Raw genomic sequence first — 16,985 nt, 5'->3', positions numbered from 1 at the left:
TGGTTCACTCGAACGATACCGAAACTGGTGGGAGCACCGTATTTCGCCGCGGCGCGCCTGCCCACCGGGCAGCCTTAGAGCACGACGGTGCGATCGTTCGACGTGACGATGTCGCCACCGGCACGGCGAGCGCGGAACACAGTGTCAGCATCACTTGTCACCGTGACAGCGTCGCCGTTCGCGGTGATTGTGAGGCTGACGGATGTTCCGTCCAGCGGATTCGCAACGGCCACCGTTGTCGTTCCAGTCACCCCGGGATACACGGTGACGAGGGGGTTGTCGCTGTAGTCGTAGTCGGGCCGGTCGGAGCGGGAGCCGGTCACCAGAACAGCGCCTTCCCGCACCCAGAGCGGGATGCTGTCGAACGCGTGCGTCTCGCGCCGCCAGAGTGGACCTGTGACCGATTCACCGGTGAGGTAATTGGTCCAGGTGCCCGCCGGCAGGTAGTACTCCACGTCGCCCGATGCGCTGAACACGGGCGCGACGAGAAGGTCTGGGCCGAGCAGGTATTGCCGGTCGAGGTAGTCGACGGCGGGGTCACCGTCAAACTCGACTTGCATCGGTCGCATGAACGGGGTGCCCGTTGTATGTGCCTCGAGGCCAACCGAGTAGAGGTAGGGCATGAGCTCAAGCTTGAGCGTCGTGAACCTGCGGGTCACGTCGACCGCGCTCTGCCCCGGCGCCTCGGTGCCGTCGTCGAACAGCCACGGCACGCGATAGCTCGTTGAACCGTGCAGGCGGGAGTGACTCGACATGAGGCCGAACGCGACCCAGCGTTTGAACACGGCGGCGTCGGGCATACCCTCAAACCCGCCGATGTCGTGGCTCCAGTAGCCGAAGCCGCTGAACGCGAGCGAGAGTCCGCCGCGCAGGGTCTCGGCCATCGACTCGAAGCTCGACGAGTTGTCGCCGCCCCAGTGCACCGGCTGCTGCTGGCCGCCGACGGTTGCGGAGCGGGCGAACAGTACGGCGTCGCCTTTCCCGCGGTACTCCTCGAGCACCTCGAAGACGGCCTTGTTGTAGAGCTGGGTATACCAGTTGTGCATGACGTCGGGCGAGGTGCCGTCATGCCAGACGACATCCGTGGGGATGCGCTCGCCGAAGTCCGTCTTGATGGCGTCGACGCCCTGTTCGAACAGGCGACGTAACTTGGCCTGGAACCATGCCGTTGCATCCGGGTTCGTGAAATCGACGAGTCCCATACCGGCCTGCCACATGTCCCACTGCCAGACGTCGCCGTTGGCCTTCTTCACCAGGTATCCGGCGTCGCGGGCCTCGGCGAAGATGGCGGCGCGTTGGCCGATGTACGGGTTGATCCACGCGGAGACGTGGAGGTTCTTGTCGTGCAGGCGGCTGAGCATCCCTTCCGGGTCGGGGAAGACGCGGGGATCCCACTCGAAGTCTGTCCAGTTGAACTCGCGCATCCAGAAGCAGTCGAAATGGAAGACGCTCAACGGCAGGTCGCGTTCGGCCATGCCGTCGATGAAGCTCGACACGGTGGCCTCGTCGTACTGGGTGGTGAACGAGGTGGACAGCCAGAGCCCGTACGACCAGGCCGGCACGTGGGCGGGACGCCCGGTGAGGCGGGTGTAGCGCTCGAGCACGTCTTTTGGGGTGGGGCCGTAGATCACGAAGTACTCGAGAGCGTCGCCCGCGACCGAGAACTGCACCTCTTCAACGCTCTCGGTGCCGACCTCGAACGAGACGTGCTCGGGGTGGTTGACGAGCACGCCGTAACCACGGTTGGTGAGGTAGAACGGCACGTTCTTATAGGACTGTTCACTCGAGGTGCCGCCGTCGGCGTTCCAGATGTCGACGGTCTGCCCGTTCTTCACGATCGGGCCGAACCGTTCGCCGAGGCCGTAGACGAGCTCGCCGACCCCGAGCGACAACCGGCCGTGGATGTACTCGGATGCCGGTGCCAGGCCGGTGGTCGTGACGCCGGAAACGCCTGCGGGTTCGGTGGTGACCGGTGCGCCGTCAGCCAGGGTGACGTGGCCGATCGACTTGTGGCCGCTCGACGTGATCGTGCGCCCGTCAGCCTCGAAGCTCAGGTTCCACGGTGCTCCCTGCGCGATGCGGGCCGTCAGCGGCCCTGTGGTGAGTGAGCCACCGGCATCCGTTATCGAAATATCGATATCGGGATCGGTCGCCCCCACGAGCTCGAAACCCGGACCGGTGGCCGCTCCGGTGTTCTTCTCGATGCGAACCCGAACGATGCCGTCGAGCGGGGAGGACAGGCTGACGGTCAGCATGGCACGGTTGAGGACGTCGCCGCGGCGCTCGATCACCTTGGTCGGTGCTGAAATGCGGACGACATCGCTGTCGCGTTCGATGTCGTAGGCCTCGGCGGCGTAGAGCGGCGTGACGCCTGGGCGGGCGAGCCAGAATCCGTCGGTGAATTTCATTACGGGGTGTCCTCTCGAAGAACGATGACGGCGCCGGCGGCGACAGGGCCGGGCGTGAATGTGGTGCCGGAGACCAGGTCGATGCCGGAGGCCTCGAGCTGCAGGGGCTCCGATGAATGGTTGAGGGCAAAGAGCCAGGATTGGGTCGGGCTGACACGACGGACGAGTTCCAGTCCGTGATCGGCCACGGCGACGGGGCGCAATGCGGCACGCTCGATGAGGTCGTCGATGAGCGCGCCGGTCGACCGGGCGTCGAGGTGAGTGGCGACGTACTGCGCGGTGCCTGCGCCGACCGTGTTGAGAGTGACGGCCGGCACTCCGGTGAGTTCGCCGGTGGCGTAGCTGGCCAGCGCGTTGGCGCCATCGAGATGCATCAGCTCGGTCCAGAGAGAGCCGGTCCAGCCGTTGTCGAGGGTCACAGCCTCGTTCTCGAACAGCGGGAAGAACTCCTCAACCCTCACACCGAGCAGGTCACGGAGGACGCCCGGGTATTGTCCGTGGACGCGGTTGTGCTCGTTGACGATGCCCGAGAAGTAGGTGACGATCGCGTGCCCACCCGTTTCGACCCAGGCGGCGAGCCGGGCAGCATCGTCTGCGGTCATCAGGAACAAGGTGGGTACGACGACAGCCGCATATCCGGTGAGATCGTCCGACGGATGCAGCACGTCGACCGCGATCCCCCGGGCGGTGAGCGCGCGGTGCAGTGCGAGCGGAACGGCGACCGAGTCGAGGTCAACCGAGGGTTTGCGGCCGGAGCGGAGCGCCGTTGCCGCGTCGTAATCGAAGAGCATCGCAACGGATGCCTTCTCGACTCGGCTGCCGGCAACCTCGGCGATTGCCTTCAGCGTGGCTCCCAGCGCGGCGGCTTCGCGATACACCTTGGTGTCGGCTCCCCCGTGCGGCACAACGGCCGAATGGAACTGCTCGCTCCCCGCGGTCGATTGCCGCCACTGGAAGAACAGGGCGCCTTCGGCACCCCGAGCGATGTGCGCGAGGCTGTTGCGCGTCAGTTCGCCCGGGGACTTTGCGCGATTACGCGGTTGCCAGTTGACCGCAGAGGTCGAGTGCTCGATGAGGAGCCACGGGTCGCCGCTCGCCATGCCGCGCACCCGGTCGGCGCAGAAGGCGAGTTCGCCGTGCCGTTCCGGGTCGGTGCCGATCGTGTAGTGATCGTTTGAGACGAGGTCGACCTCGGCCGCCCAGCCGCGGTAGTCCGCAACACCCGGGTGGTTCTGCACCATGAAATTGGTGGTAATGGGTACGTCGGGAGTGATCCGTCGAAGGACCTCGCGCTCGGCACGGTAGTGCTCGAGCAGGGCGTCCGAGCTAAACCGTTCGAAGTCGAGCAGCAGGCCCGGATTGTGGCCCGTGCCGCTGTAGCGCGGCGGCTGGATCTGGTCGAACGCCGTGTAGTGGTGACCCCAGAAGGCGGTCCCCCACGCGTCGTTGAGCGCCTGCACGGTGCCGAATTTTCGTTCAAGCCACTGCTGCCACGCCTGTCCGGTCTCGTCGCTGAAGCACTGGGCGTTCTCATTGCCCAGTTCATTGCTGACGTGCCAGAGACGAAGGGCCGGATGTTTTCCGTATCGTTCCGCAAGCGTTTCCACCATGCGAAGGGCGTAACGCCGGAATGTCGCTGAGCTGGGAGACCAGCCGAGCCGGCCGCCCTGCGCTTTGCGAATGCCGTGGTCATCGACCGGCAGGATCTCCGGATGCGCCTTGTGCAGCCAGATCGGAGGTGCAGCGGTCGGCGTGGCCAGGTTCACACCCACTCCGCCCTCGTGCAACAGGTCCATGATGCGGTCGAGCCAGCCGAAGTCGAAGACACCGTCCGCAACTTCGATCAGGCCCCAGGAAAAGACGCCCAGGTTGACCGAGTTGACGCCAGCGCGGCGCATAAGCTCGATGTCTTCGAGCCAGACTTCTTCGGGCCACTGCTCGGGGCTGTAGTCGCCTCCGAATGCGAATCCGTCTGAAATGCGGCGGAATTCGGTCGGTGCGGCCAGGTCAGTGGAGCGGGAGAAGAACGTCGAGCGTGCCTGCATTACTTCACCGCTCCCGCCGTGATTCCCCGCGTGAGCGTCCGCTGGAAGATCAGGAAGAAGATGAGCGTCGGCAACAGTCCGAGCAAGGCTGACGCACTTGTCGTTGTGACGTCCATCATCCGGTCACCCTGCAACACCGCAATGGACACCGGCACGGTTTGAGCAGCATTCGAGACCAAGAAGGTCAACGGAATGAGGAACTCGTTCCAGGTCCAGATGAAGAAGAAAATGAGCAGCACGCTCAGGGTGGGGCGGGAAATCGGGAATACAACTCTCCACAAAATGGTCCACCGGTTCGCTCCATCAATCGCGGCAGCCTCGAGAATTTCTTTCGGGAACGTGCCATAAACGGATGCCAGAAGGTACGTTCCGAATGCACTCTGGATCACCACAAAGATGATGATGACCGCCCACTGGTTGTCGTAGAGGCCCACTGACTTGAACATGAAGTAGAGCGGGTAAAGCAGGACTTCCTGCGGGAGCATGTTGGCGAGGAGCACGACGAGGACGATCCACGTCCGTCCCTTGACGCGTCCGATCCCGAGCGCGAACGCGTTCAGCATCGAGATGCCAACGGCAAGTACCGCAACGACCGAGGAAATGAAGAAGCTGTTCCACAACTTCTCCGGGAAGTTCACCCGCTCCCAAAAGTTGACGATGCCATCGACGTAGAGCTCGGTGGGGAGCGACAACGGACCCGACTGGTTGTAGTCAGTCGGCGACTTGAACGAGTTGATGAGGATGAGGAAGAACGGGACCGCGATGAGCAGTCCAAGCAGGATGGCCACGGCCAGGATGGCCCAGTCGCCCGCCGTCTTTTTCTTCATTCCGCCCCGCGGTTTAGTGACATTCTTCGGCGGGAGAACGGTTTGCTGCGGTGTCAGGGTTGTCGACATCAGCGTTCCTCATCTTTACGCTCGAGCCGCGACTGCGCGATCACGAAGACGATCGAGACGGCGGCGATGACAATGGTGAGTGCCGTGGCGATCGTCGCGCCGTATCCGACCTGCTGCGACTGGAAAAACTCGCTGTATGCGTAGTACGCGGGCACGATGGTCGACGTTCCGGGGCCACCACCGGTAAGGGCGTAAATGGGCCCGAAGACCTTGAGCGCCGCGATGGTGCAGGTCAGGGTGACCACAAAGATTTCTGGTCGGATGATGCCGACGGTGATGGCACGGAATCGCTGGAACCAGTTAGCACCGTCCAGCTCTGCCGCTTCATAGAGCTCCGGATCGACTCTCTGGAGCGCGGCCATGAAGATGACGATCGGGTAGCCGAGCTGAACCCAGATCATGATGACCATGATGCTGGGCAGGGCGGTGTCAGGGCTGCCGAGCCAGTTGTGAGCGAGTCCGCCGAGGCCGATGCCCTCAAGGATCTGGTTGAGTGCACCGTTCTGCGGACGCAGGATCCAGCCGATCACGATGGCCGCGATCACCGCGGGCAGGATCTGGGGAAGGTAATAGGTTGCTCGGAGGAAGCTTGCGAGCTTACCGCCGAACTTCTTGCCGATGAGGTCGAACAGCATGGCGGCGAGAACAAGTCCGAGCAGGGTCGGAACGATCACCATGGCCAGGATCATGGCGACCGAGTTGCCAAACGAGGTCCAAAACGTCTGGTCCCCCGCGAGCTTCACCCAGTTGTCCAGACCGATCCACTCGGGTGGACGGATGCCGCGGTATGAGGTGAAGGTCAGGTAAATGTTCCAGACCAGTGGCACCAGGATAATCACCGTCAGGAGCGCCAGGCCGGGAATCAGGTACGGCCAAAAGGCTGTCGATCTGCTTCCGGGGATCAGGCTCTGAGCCGGTCGTTTCTGTCGTGCACGTGCGGGGGCAGCGGGAAGTGCTGTCGCCATGCTGGGTCCTTTCGTGCGGGATATGAGCGGGGGCCGGAATCGGCCGGCCCCCGCTGGGTGCCTGCTGTTAGCCGACGATGTCGTCGACGCCCGACTGGTAGTCCTCGCCAAGCTGGGTCTGAACCTCCGTGGCGGACTTGGAACCGTTGACGAGCTCCTGAAGAGCGGCGTTCAATTCGTCGTAGAACGTTGCGGTGGGCCAATCAGGGTAGAAGGCGATACCGTCCTGCTCGGTCAGCGTGTTGAAGTTGCCGATGAGCTCCTGGCTCTTCGGGTCGGTGATGTCTGCGGTATCGGCCGCGACGGGGATTCCGCCGTTGTTTCCGATGAGCGCCTGGATCTCCGGACGCATCGTGATGTCGATGAACTCATAGGCGAGTTCCTTGTTCGTGGCGTTCTCCGGAACGGCCCACATGTTGCCTGCGGATCCCGGCGAGAACTCCGCCTCAGGGAAGAGGAACGTTCCCCACTCGAAACCGCTCGCTTCGGTCGTGAAGCGGTTGTGCCACCAGCTGCCCGAGAAGAAGATCGGGTACGTTCCGTTGATGAAGGCGGTTCCTGCGTCCTCTGCTTTCAGCCCCGTTGAGTCCTTCGAGATGTATCCGGATTCAGTCCAGTCGGCGAGGGTCTCGGTGGCGTAGGAGATCTCTGGGCCCTGCCAGTCGATGTCACCCGTGTACAGCTGGTAGTCGTCGATCCAGGATCGGTCTGCCTGGGTCAAGGCCAGCTGGTACCAGAGCTGACCAAGGGGGTACTCGGCAGCAGCCTCAGCCAGGGGGGTGATGCCCTTGTCGACGAAGGACTGCATGACCGTCTCGAGTTCGGCAACCGTGGTCGGGACCTCGAGTCCGTTCGCCGCGAACATGTCCTTGTTGTAGTACACCTCGACGAACTCGCCGTAGTTCGGGACGCCGTACCAGGAGCCGGATCCCATGATGCCGTCTTCGTCGTACCTGGCCGTGGTCTGCAGCGACGGCGCCAGCTTGTCATCCCAGCCGAACTCCTCCACCGCGTCGTCGAGCGGAGCGAGGAGGCCCTGGCTGGCGAGCAGCCCTGCTGTGGCGTTTCCCTTGTTGTATTCGAGCAGGTCGGGCGCCTCGTTGGAGTTCAGCACCTGGCTGGCGGTCGAGCGGATCTGTTCGAAGCTCTTGGCCTCGAACTCCACAGTGGCTCCGGTCTCCTCCTCGAAGATCTTGATGGCTTCGTCCCACGCGATGCCCATCGCGCTGGTTTCGCTTTCGAAGTGCCAGAGCTTGAGGGTGTTCGAGTCCGATTCGGAGCCGCTCGACGAGCAACCGCTCAGCAACAGGGCGCTCATTCCGAGGGCTGCGACGCCACCCAGATACTTCTTCTTGATTCTCACGGGTACTACCTCCTTGTAGGGCGGACGAATCCGCGGGGTGATACAGGTTTAGCGAAATCGTCGAAACGTTTCGATTATGCGGAAAATGGTCTTGTCACGGTGATCGGTGGGGCTAGTGGGTTACGGAGGACGTCGAGCCCAGCTCGACGTATGTCGGCTCGATGAGCTCGACGTGCGGGTCGACGTTACCTGCGAGCTGCTCCATGGTGAGCGCAATCGCGCGCGTGCATGACTTGTCAGCGGGAAGCGGGATGACGTCGAGGGGCGGGTTGAGGTGGTCGGTATCAAAGGTGGAACAGGCCGAAATGATGGAGAGGTCTTCAGGCACCCGGATTCCGCGTTGCCGCAGGATCTCCAGCACCATCGACTGCACCGGTTCGTTGCAATGCATGACGAGCGCGGTCATCTCCGGAAGCGCCGCACTGATCCTGTCGAACGCCGCCACGACGCTCGCGGAGTCCTCGTCGGTCGGCGCGAAGGTGGTGTGGGCGCCGAGCCGTGCTCCCATCTGCGCGAAGGCGCTGCGGAAGCGCGGCGGGAAGTTTGACCCCCGCTTGTAAACGAGCGGGGCCTGGCCCAGCAGGCCAATATCGGTGTGGCCGAGGTCGACCAAGCGCTCAACGCACATCTCGGCAGCTCGCTCGAAGTCGAGGTCAACGCAGGTGAGACCATCAGTTTCGGCAGGCACGCCGACGACCGTTGCGGGCAGGCCGAGCCTGCGAACGAGATCGGTGCGCGGGTCCTCATTCGACACGTCGAGCAGGATGATGCCGTCGACCAGCGAGCTTTGCGCGACGCGACTGATTCCGCTGGTTGCCTCGTCCTGGGTAAGGAGGAGGACGTCGTAGTCGTACTCCCGTGCCGCGGTGGCGACCGACAGAACGAACGTCATATGGGCTGGAGCGTAGGTGCCCGCGTGGAGCGGAGCGCTCACCGCGAGGATGTTTGTGCGGGTGCCTTTGAGCATCCGCGCGCCGGCGTTCGGTAGGTAACCGAGCTGCTGCACGGCGTCGTCGATGCGTTGGCGGGTGGAATCAGCGATTGAACGCTTCCCGCTGAGTGCGTAGGAGACCGTGGAAATGGACACACCGGCGACACGAGCGACGTCGTGAATGGTGGCCATGCGGGACTCCATTGTCTGGTGGGTTGATCTTCTTGAGACGCGAGGCGAAACGTTTCGATTGCCTCGTCGGACAGCCTAAGTCGATCTGTTCCCGTGCGCAAGAGATATGTGGTTTTCAGCCACAAATCCGTTTCTCTCGTGCGTGTTCGCCCCTCGGCACCCACGCGAGGTCGCTAGTCTTGATCCGGTTTCCGCCACTTCGAGAGGTCCAATGATGTACGTCGATATGCCCGAGTCCGAGCTCCCCGATTACCGCAGTAGCCAGGTCGATCCGACCGACTTCGATGATTTTTGGGACGCAACGTTATCGACGGCGCGCGCTGAGGCATCCGCTGTTCGGATTGAACCGGTGGATTCGGGACTGACGACGATCGATGTTTTCGACGTCACGTTCTCGGGATGGGGCGGTCAGCCCGTGGAAGCGTGGCTGCGGATGCCCAAGGGCGCGACGGCTGCACTGCCGGCGATCGTCGAATTCGTCGGGTACGGCGGTGGGCGGGGCCACTTCCTCGACAATCTTCTCTTCGCATCGTCGGGGTTCGCGCACTTTCAGATGGACACGCGCGGCCAGGGAAGCAGTTGGTCAATGGGTGACACCGCCGACGCCGATGGCAGCGGTGGCCCGCAGTATCCGGGCGTGATGACGCGGGGCATCGAGAGCCGGGAGACCTATTACTACCGGCGCCTGTTCACCGACGCCGTTCGGGCCGTCGAAACCGTGCGGGAGCTGCCCCAGGTCGACGAATCGCGGGTGTCGGTGTTTGGCATCAGCCAGGGCGGCGGCATCGCGCTCGCGGTCGCTGGACTGGTTCCCGGGCTCGCGGCTGTCGCGCCCTGCGTGCCGTTCCTCTGTGACTTTCCGCGGGCGACGGTCATGACCGATTCCTATCCGTACAAGGAGATCCGCGATTTCCTGGCCGTTCACCGGCACAAGGTCGGCACAGTTGCCGAGGTACTCCCGTACTTTGACGGTGTGAACTTTGCCAAGCGCGCGACCGCGCCCGCTTTGTTCTCGGCCAGCCTGATGGACGCCACCTGTCCACCGTCGACCATCCACGGTGCGTACAACGTCTATGGCGGCGAGCGCTCGATGTCGCTGTGGCAGTTCAACGGGCACGAAGGTGGCGGGGTCATCGACCTGCAGCGGGCGCTCGCGTTCTTCCGCTCGGTGGTCGCCGCCTAACCCTCAGGAGCGGTGGCTGCGGGCGGCGGCCCGGGTCCGTACGAAGCCGGCCGGGTCGTCGAGCAGCCCTGCGAATGCGAGTTCGGCCGCGCCGACCATGAGCAGGCGGGAGCCGAGGCTAGTTCGTTCAATCACCACGGTGTGGCCGACACTCGACATCGAGCGAACGCTCACGGCGTCGGCGAGACGCTCCCGGCCCACGGACAGTAGCGAGCCGAGGAACCCGCCGAGGATCACCATCTCGGGGTCGAACATGTTCACGAAATTCGAGATCGCCTCACTGAGCAGGTCGATCTGTCGGCGCACCTCGGCCATGACGGCCGGGTCACGTGAGACGCCGAGCGCAATGTCGAGTTCATCCTGGTCAGCGCGGGGCAAACCGAGCACTGCCAGCAGGCGCGCCAGGCTGACTTCGGTTTCGAGGCATCCGATGCGCCCACAGTGGCAGCGCGAGCCAACACTGTTGACGAGGGTATGACCGAGTTCGCCCGCGTAGCCGCTCGTGCCGCGCAACGGGGCGCCGCCGATGATCAGGCCACCGCCGATGCCCGACGCGCTGCCGTTGAGGTAGACGAGGTCGTCGATGTCCTGCGCCACGCCGAATAGGCTCTCGGCAATCGCGCCGAGACTCGCGTCGTTACCGGCGTAGACGGTATATCCGAGCGCTTTCTGAAGTGCGCTGGCGAGCCCAGCGTCGCGCCAGCCCAAGTGCGGGGCCACGAGCACGCGCCCGTCTGACGCATTGACCAGGCCCGGAACGGCGACACCGACGCCCGCGATCCGGTAGCTCTTGTCGATCTCGCCGCGCATGCCATCGACGATGGCCTTAACGGCGTTAACCGTTTCGTGCACAGTCGGCACGCGAGCAGTATCGAAGCGGATGCGACGAATCACCTCGCCCCCCAGCCCGACCAGCCCGACCGTGATGGCGTCGATGTCGGGGTTGACGGAGATCGCGGCGATTCCGGGGTTCGGAAAGACCTGCAGGCTCGGTCGCCCCACTCGACCGACAGCGCTCTCCGGTTCGCCCTCGTAGACCATGCCGAGTTCACTGAGTTCGGCCACCAGTGCGGCGATCGTCGATCGGTTGAGGCCGGTGCGCCGCGTGAGTTCAGCGCGGGAGCAACCTCCCGCGTGGTGGAGCATCGTCATGACCATCGACAGGTTGTAGCGCCGAAGCTGGTCGTTTGAGGTGCCGCCGCGAATACCGAGGGTTGGTGGCGCGATACTCATCACCACTCACCACCCCTCGGTATGTCGTTGTGCCGGCTCGACGTTTCGAATCGACTAGTTGCCGCCCGAACGCCGCTTATTGAAGATGTCGAACGCGACGGCGAGCAGGAGAACGAGCCCCTTAATTGTCTGCTGCCAGGCGGCGTCCACCGACAGGATCGAGAGACCCATGTTGAGCACACCCATGACGAGACCACCGATCACGGCCCCGACCACGGTACCAACGCCACCCTGAACGGCGGCCCCACCGATGAAGACGGCGGCAATTGCGTCGAGCTCGTAGTTTTGACCGGCCGAAGCGACGGCGCCGCCCGCACGGGCTGTGGAGACGACACCGGCGAGGCCGGCGAGGACGCCCATGTTGACGAAGATGAAGAAGTTGATCCACTTCGTCTTCACACCGCTCATGACGGCAGCAAACAGGTTGCCACCCATCGCGTAGACGTGACGGCCGAACACCGTGCGGTTGAGCACAAAGGTGTAGAGCAGGATGAGCACGGCCAGGATGATGAGGATGATCGGCGTTCCGCTGTAGTCGGAGAGCAGCCAGGCGAACCAGAGGATGGCCACAGCGGCAATACCGTTCTTCACCCACATCGACACGAGCGGTTCACGAGGCAGTTCGAGCTTCTTGAGCACGGCACGGCTGCGGAGCTGCTGCAGGATGAGGGCCGCTGCGGTCAGGAGACCCAGGACGAGGGTGAGGACATCGCGTCCGGCGACCTCGCCGAGGAAGGCGGGAAGCCAGCCGCCACCGATGGCGAGGAACTCGCGCGGCAGGCCGGAGATCGTTCCACCGGTGAGCAGGACGAGGGTGAGGCCGCGGAAGATGAGCATGCCCGCGAGGGTGACGATGAATGCCGGTATGCCGACGAAGGCGACCCAGAATCCCTGCCAGGCGCCGACGACTGCACCGACGACGAGTGAGAGAACGACGGCCGCCCACCAGGGCAGCCCCCAGGTGTTCATACTGATCGCGGCGACCGCGCCGACCATGGCCACCACGGAACCGACCGAAAGGTCGATGTGTCCGGCGATGATGACGATGACCATGCCGATGGCGAGGATGAGAACGTAGGCGTTCTGCTGGATCAGGTTGTTGACGTTACCCGGCAGCAGGAGGCGCCCGTCGGTCATGACCTGGAACAGGATGACGATGATGGCCAACGCCGCGAGAATTCCGTACTGGCGCAGGTTTACAGACAGTTTGGGGATCCTGCGTTTTGTCGGTGCAGGGGTGGGTGTGGTGGTGGTACTCATCGGGCTCAGTCCTTTCCCGCGGTCATGTAGTGCATCAGTGTTTCCTGGGATGCGTCCTCGCGGGACACCTCTCCCGTGAGTTTGCCTTCGGAGATGGCGTAGATCCTGTCGGCGAGTCCGAGCAGTTCGGGCAGTTCGGACGAAATCACCACGACGGCTTTGCCCTGGGCGGCGAGCTCGTTGATGATGCCGTAGATCTCGTACTTGGCGCCGACGTCGATGCCACGCGTGGGCTCATCGAGGATGAGCACGTCCGGACCGGTGAAGATCCACTTCGAGAGCACGACCTTTTGCTGGTTGCCGCCGGAGAGTTTGCCGGTGATCGACGAGACGCTTGGCGCCTTAATGTTCATCTTGGAGCGGTAGGAGTCGGCGACCTTGTACTCGCGATTGCGGTCGATGACGCCGAGCTGGGCCAGTTTGCCGAGCGCGGCGGCAGACACGTTCTGGGTGATGTCCCCGATGAGGTTGAGCCCGTAGCGCTTGCGGTCTTCGGTCGCGTAGGCGAACCCGTTGCGGATCGCCTCGTCGACAGTGCGCATCTGGATTTCCTGACCGTTCTTATAGACGGTGCCCGAGATGTTGGTGCCGTACGACCGACCGAAGAGGCTCATCGCGAGCTCGGTGCGACCGGCGCCCATCAGCCCGGCGAAGCCGACGATTTCGCCGGCGCGCACGGTGAAGGACGCGTCGTCGACCACCTTGCGGGCGGTATCGACGGGATGGAACACCGTCCAGTTTTCGACGCGAAGCACTTCCTCGCCGATCTTTGGGTCGCGCGGGGGGAAAAGATTATTGAGGTCACGCCCAACCATCGATCGAATGATTCGTGACTCCGTGGCATCCGGTCCCGCCATATCGATGGTTTCGATGGTCTTGCCATCGCGGATGACGGTGACCGTGTCTGCGATGCGCTTAATCTCCTTGAGTTTGTGGGAGATGATGATGCAGGTGATGCCCTGGCCGCGCAATTGTTCGATCAGGCTCAGCAGGTGGGCGCTGTCTTCATCGTTGAGCGCCGCAGTGGGCTCGTCGAGGATGAGGAGCTTGACCTGTTTGGAGAGCGCCTTGGCGATCTCGACCAGTTGCTGCTTACCAACGCCGAGTTCGAGGATCTTCGTGGCTGGGTTCTCACTGAGGCCCACTCGGGCGATGAGAAGGGCGGCCTCACGATTGGTCTTGTTCCAGTCGATGACTCCCCTCTTTTGGTTCTCGTTGCCGAGGAAGATGTTTTCGGCGATCGACAGGTAGGGGCTGAGAGCCAACTCCTGGTGAATGATGACGATGCCGTCGGCTTCACTGTCGTTGATGGTTCGGTAGGCAACCTTCTTGCCCTCGAACTCGATATCTCCGTCGAAGCTGCCCGCCGGGTAGACCCCGGACAGCACCTTCATGAGCGTGGACTTGCCCGCTCCGTTCTCACCGCAGATCGCGTGAACCTCACCGCGTCGAACCTCGATGGATACGCCATCGAGTGCTTTGACCCCGCTGAAGTCCTTGCTGATGTCGTTCATCTTGAGGATGGTCGTTCCAGCCATGGCTGCCTCCTGTTCTAAAGCTGTGACCCGGCATCCGGGTCAGGGGAAACGGCCGGTCCCGCCGAAGACGGGACCGGCCGCGAGTGCGTTCGGGTTAGAGCCCGACGTCCCCTGCCTTGACGAATCCGGAGTCGACGAGCTTCGACTGCACGTCGTCCTTCACGACAACCTCGGGGTCGAGGAGGAAGGATGGAACGACCTTCTCACCGTTGTCGTAGGTTTCCTCGTCGTTGACCTCGACCTCTTCGCCGGCAACAATCGACTCGATCATGGTGAAGACGCGCTCACCGAGGGTGCGGGTGTCCTTCCAGACGGTCATCGACTGCTCACCGTCGAGGATGGCCTTGACGTTGGCCTTGTCGGCGTCCTGACCGGAGATGATCGGGTAGTCCTCACCCGGTGCGTATCCAGCGGAACGCAGCGACGCGATGATGCCGATGGCAAGGCTGTCGTTCGGGGAGAGAACGACGTCAACCTTCTGGTCGCCCGAGTAGAAGGACGAGAGACGGTTGTCCATTTCGGACTGTGCCTTGTCAGATGCCCAACCCTGGATTCCGATCGATGCCCACTCGTCGTTCGACTTGGGAGCCTTGCCGGACGGAACAACGAGCTGTCCCTTCTCGACGTAGGGAAGCAGAACATCCCAGGCACCGGAGAAGAAGAACTTGGCGTTATTGTCGTCGGGGCTTCCGGCGAACGGCTCGAGGTTGAACGGACCAGCGCCGCCGGCGAGGTCGAGCTGGTCGGCGATGAACTCACCCTGCAGCTGGCCGACCTTGTAGTTGTCGAAGGTCGCGTAGTAGTCGACGTTCTCGGTGCCGTTGATCAGGCGGTCGTATGCGATGACCGTTGCATCCTGCTTCTTGGCCTCTTCGAGGACCGGTGCAAGAACTTCACCGTCGATGGCTGCGATCACGAGAATCTTGGCACCGCCGGCGATCTGGTTCTGGATCTGGCTGATCTGCTGGTCGGTCTTGTTGTCTGCGTACTGCAGGTCAACGGTGCAGTCGGCGTCCTTGAGCGCCTTCTGCAGCTGCTCGCCGTCGTTGATCCAGCGCTCAAGGCTGCGGGTGGGCATGGAGATGCCGACGTTGCACTCGGTGCCGCCCTCGGCTGCGTCGCCGCCGCCGGTGGAGCCGGAATCACTTGAACACGCCGCGAGCGACAGGAGTACTGCTCCTGTTGCCGCAACGGCGAGAAGTTTACGGGTCATGGACATTGTGGTTGCTTTCCTCTCTGAATGCTGCCAGTTCGTGTCGATGCACCGCCGGGCGGTGGCATCAACAGAAGGCGTGTCCACATCGTTCTGACCATCGACGCGAACGTCCATGGGCACAACTGTCGTGGGGTTACCTCCTTGTAACGGGACATCGCTGTGATGCTCGGGCCGCTCAGCGACCTTTGTTGACGGAGAGAACATATCCCATGCCGCGACGGTTAATCCACTGATTTCCGGAAAAACTCGCCGCAACAAACCCAATCGTGATGAAAGCCCTTTCCCGCAGTCGATTGCTCGGAACCGCCGTTGGCACCCGAAGAGGGGATATGTTTTGGGCTGGAACTTTTCGGACGGATGCCGCCTGCGGGGCTAGCCGAATCACATCCGTCATGTAATATGTTCTTACATCCAACAAATCATCAACGATGCTGAATCGGAGCACGACCATGAGTCTTACCCCCACCCGCGACGACAAGTTCTCTTTCGGACTTTGGACCGTTGGTTACAACGGAACCGACCCGTTCGGTGGACCGACCCGCGCCAACCTCGACGTGGTTCACGCCGTCGAAAAGCTCTCTGAGCTTGGCGCTTACGGCCTGACCTTCCACGACGACGACCTCTTCGCCTTCGGCTCGACCGACGCCGAGCGCCAGACGCAGATCGACCGCCTCAAGGGCGCACTGGCCGACACCGGCCTCGTCGTTCCGATGGTCACCACCAATCTCTTCAGCGCACCGGTCTTCAAGGACGGTGGCTTCACCTCCAACGACCGCGACGTGCGTCGTTTCGCCCTCCGCAAGGTGCTGCGCAACATCGACCTGGCCGCCGAGCTCGGCGCCAAGACCTTCGTCATGTGGGGTGGCCGCGAGGGCGCCGAGTACGACGCAGCCAAGGACATCCGCCAGGCACTGGCCCGCTACCGCGAGGCCGTCAACCTGCTCGGCGACTACGTCACAGACAAGGGCTACGACATCCGCTTCGCCATCGAGCCGAAGCCGAACGAGCCACGCGGCGACATCCTGCTGCCGACCCTCGGCCACGCGATCGCGTTCATCAACACGCTCGACCGCCCCGAACTCGTCGGTGTGAACCCCGAGGTTGGCCACGAGCAGATGGCCGGGCTCAACTTCACCGCCGGAATCGCCCAGGCGCTCGACGCAGGCAAGCTCTACCACATCGACCTCAACGGCCAGCGCGGCATCAAGTACGACCAGGACCTCGTCTTCGGTCACGGTGACCTGCAGAACGCATTCTCGCTCGTTGACCTGCTCGAAAACGGCGGCCCCAACGGTGGACCGGCGTACGACGGCCCGCGTCACTTCGACTACAAGCCGAGCCGCACCGAAGACGAGAACGGCGTCTGGGACTCAGCAGCAGCCAACATGCGCACCTACCTCCTGCTCAAGGAGCGCGCTGCCGCGTTCCGCGCAGACCCCGAGGTGCAGGAGGCGCTTGCGGCATCGCGCGTCACCGAGCTTGCCACCCCGACACTCGGCGACGGCGAGAGCTACGACGACTTCATCGCCGACCGTTCGGCGTACGAGGACTTCGACCCCAACGCCTACTTCAACGGCAAGGGCTTCGGCTTCGTGCGTCTTCAGCAGCTCGCTCTCGAGCACCTGCTGAACGCTCGGTAAGTCACGCGAAACGGATGCCGCGGCAGATTTTATAACGGAATCTGGCGTGGCATCCGCTCTGCTTATATAGATCGAGTTGCGGATTTCGACGCTGTGGCGAGCACCTGGCGTCGGA

Annotated in this window: 12 protein-coding genes; 2 read left to right on the top strand and 10 right to left on the bottom strand. The window is 63.1% G+C overall.

Translation table 11 applies throughout. The features are described from left to right. Nucleotides 1–74 precede the first annotated feature (74 nt). From yicI to L1277_RS10470, 6 genes are all read right to left on the bottom strand, one after another. Nucleotides 75–2,408, bottom strand: a complete 2,334-nt coding sequence (yicI, locus tag L1277_RS10495) for an alpha-xylosidase (protein WP_253376339.1) — start codon at nt 2,406–2,408, stop codon at nt 75–77. Then, nucleotides 2,408–4,453, bottom strand: a complete 2,046-nt coding sequence (locus L1277_RS10490; protein WP_253376338.1) for a beta-galactosidase — start codon at nt 4,451–4,453, stop codon at nt 2,408–2,410. Before L1277_RS10490 ends, yicI begins: the two co-directional genes overlap by 1 nt. Beyond that, nucleotides 4,453–5,280, bottom strand: a complete 828-nt coding sequence (locus L1277_RS10485) for a carbohydrate ABC transporter permease (RefSeq protein WP_253376565.1) — start codon at nt 5,278–5,280, stop codon at nt 4,453–4,455. Before L1277_RS10485 ends, L1277_RS10490 begins: the two co-directional genes overlap by 1 nt. Before the next feature lie 68 nt (nt 5,281–5,348). Next, nucleotides 5,349–6,314 (bottom strand): carbohydrate ABC transporter permease, encoded by a 966-nt coding sequence (locus tag L1277_RS10480; protein WP_253376337.1) that lies wholly within the window; start codon nt 6,312–6,314, stop codon nt 5,349–5,351. A 67-nt stretch (nt 6,315–6,381) separates the two neighbouring features. Further along, nucleotides 6,382–7,632: an extracellular solute-binding protein gene (locus tag L1277_RS10475; protein ID WP_256481643.1), complete on the bottom strand. Its 1,251-nt coding sequence runs from the start codon at nt 7,630–7,632 to the stop codon at nt 6,382–6,384. Between the two features lie 157 nt (nt 7,633–7,789). After that, nucleotides 7,790–8,800 carry a LacI family DNA-binding transcriptional regulator gene (locus L1277_RS10470; RefSeq protein WP_253376336.1) on the bottom strand — a complete coding sequence of 337 codons (1,011 nt, stop codon included), beginning with the start codon at nt 8,798–8,800 and terminating at the stop codon, nt 7,790–7,792. Between the two features lie 211 nt (nt 8,801–9,011). Here L1277_RS10470 and L1277_RS10465 point away from each other — a divergent pair, with 211 nt between their 5' ends. Continuing rightward, nucleotides 9,012–9,983 carry an acetylxylan esterase gene (locus tag L1277_RS10465; RefSeq protein WP_253376335.1) on the top strand — a complete coding sequence of 324 codons (972 nt, stop codon included), beginning with the start codon at nt 9,012–9,014 and terminating at the stop codon, nt 9,981–9,983. A gap of 3 nt (nt 9,984–9,986) precedes the next feature. On the opposite strand, the gene L1277_RS10460 is transcribed toward L1277_RS10465, so the two are convergent. The 4 genes from L1277_RS10460 to chvE form a co-directional block, all read right to left on the bottom strand. After that, complete coding sequence (locus L1277_RS10460; protein WP_253376334.1) at nt 9,987–11,216, bottom strand: ROK family transcriptional regulator; 1,230 nt, start codon at nt 11,214–11,216, stop codon at nt 9,987–9,989. Between the two features lie 54 nt (nt 11,217–11,270). After that, nucleotides 11,271–12,476, bottom strand: coding sequence for a multiple monosaccharide ABC transporter permease (gene mmsB / locus L1277_RS10455; protein ID WP_253376333.1), 1,206 nt, complete (start codon nt 12,474–12,476; stop codon nt 11,271–11,273). A gap of 5 nt (nt 12,477–12,481) precedes the next feature. After that, nucleotides 12,482–14,014 carry a multiple monosaccharide ABC transporter ATP-binding protein gene (gene mmsA, locus L1277_RS10450; protein WP_253376332.1) on the bottom strand — a complete coding sequence of 511 codons (1,533 nt, stop codon included), beginning with the start codon at nt 14,012–14,014 and terminating at the stop codon, nt 12,482–12,484. 94 nt (nt 14,015–14,108) lie between these two features. Then, nucleotides 14,109–15,233: a multiple monosaccharide ABC transporter substrate-binding protein gene (gene chvE / locus L1277_RS10445; protein ID WP_253376331.1), complete on the bottom strand. Its 1,125-nt coding sequence runs from the start codon at nt 15,231–15,233 to the stop codon at nt 14,109–14,111. A 446-nt stretch (nt 15,234–15,679) separates the two neighbouring features. On the opposite strand from chvE, the gene xylA reads away from it, so the two are divergent. Next, the gene (gene xylA / locus L1277_RS10440; protein WP_253376330.1) at nt 15,680–16,870 is read left to right on the top strand and encodes a xylose isomerase; all 1,191 of its coding nucleotides are present in this window, start codon (nt 15,680–15,682) and stop codon (nt 16,868–16,870) included. Nucleotides 16,871–16,985 lie beyond the last annotated feature (115 nt).

This window comes from Okibacterium sp. HSC-33S16, assembly GCF_024171565.1.
Classification (GTDB): domain Bacteria; phylum Actinomycetota; class Actinomycetes; order Actinomycetales; family Microbacteriaceae; genus Mycetocola_A.
The sequence above is the reverse complement of the archived record's forward strand: the minus strand, read 5'-3'. Positions and strand labels throughout refer to the sequence as shown.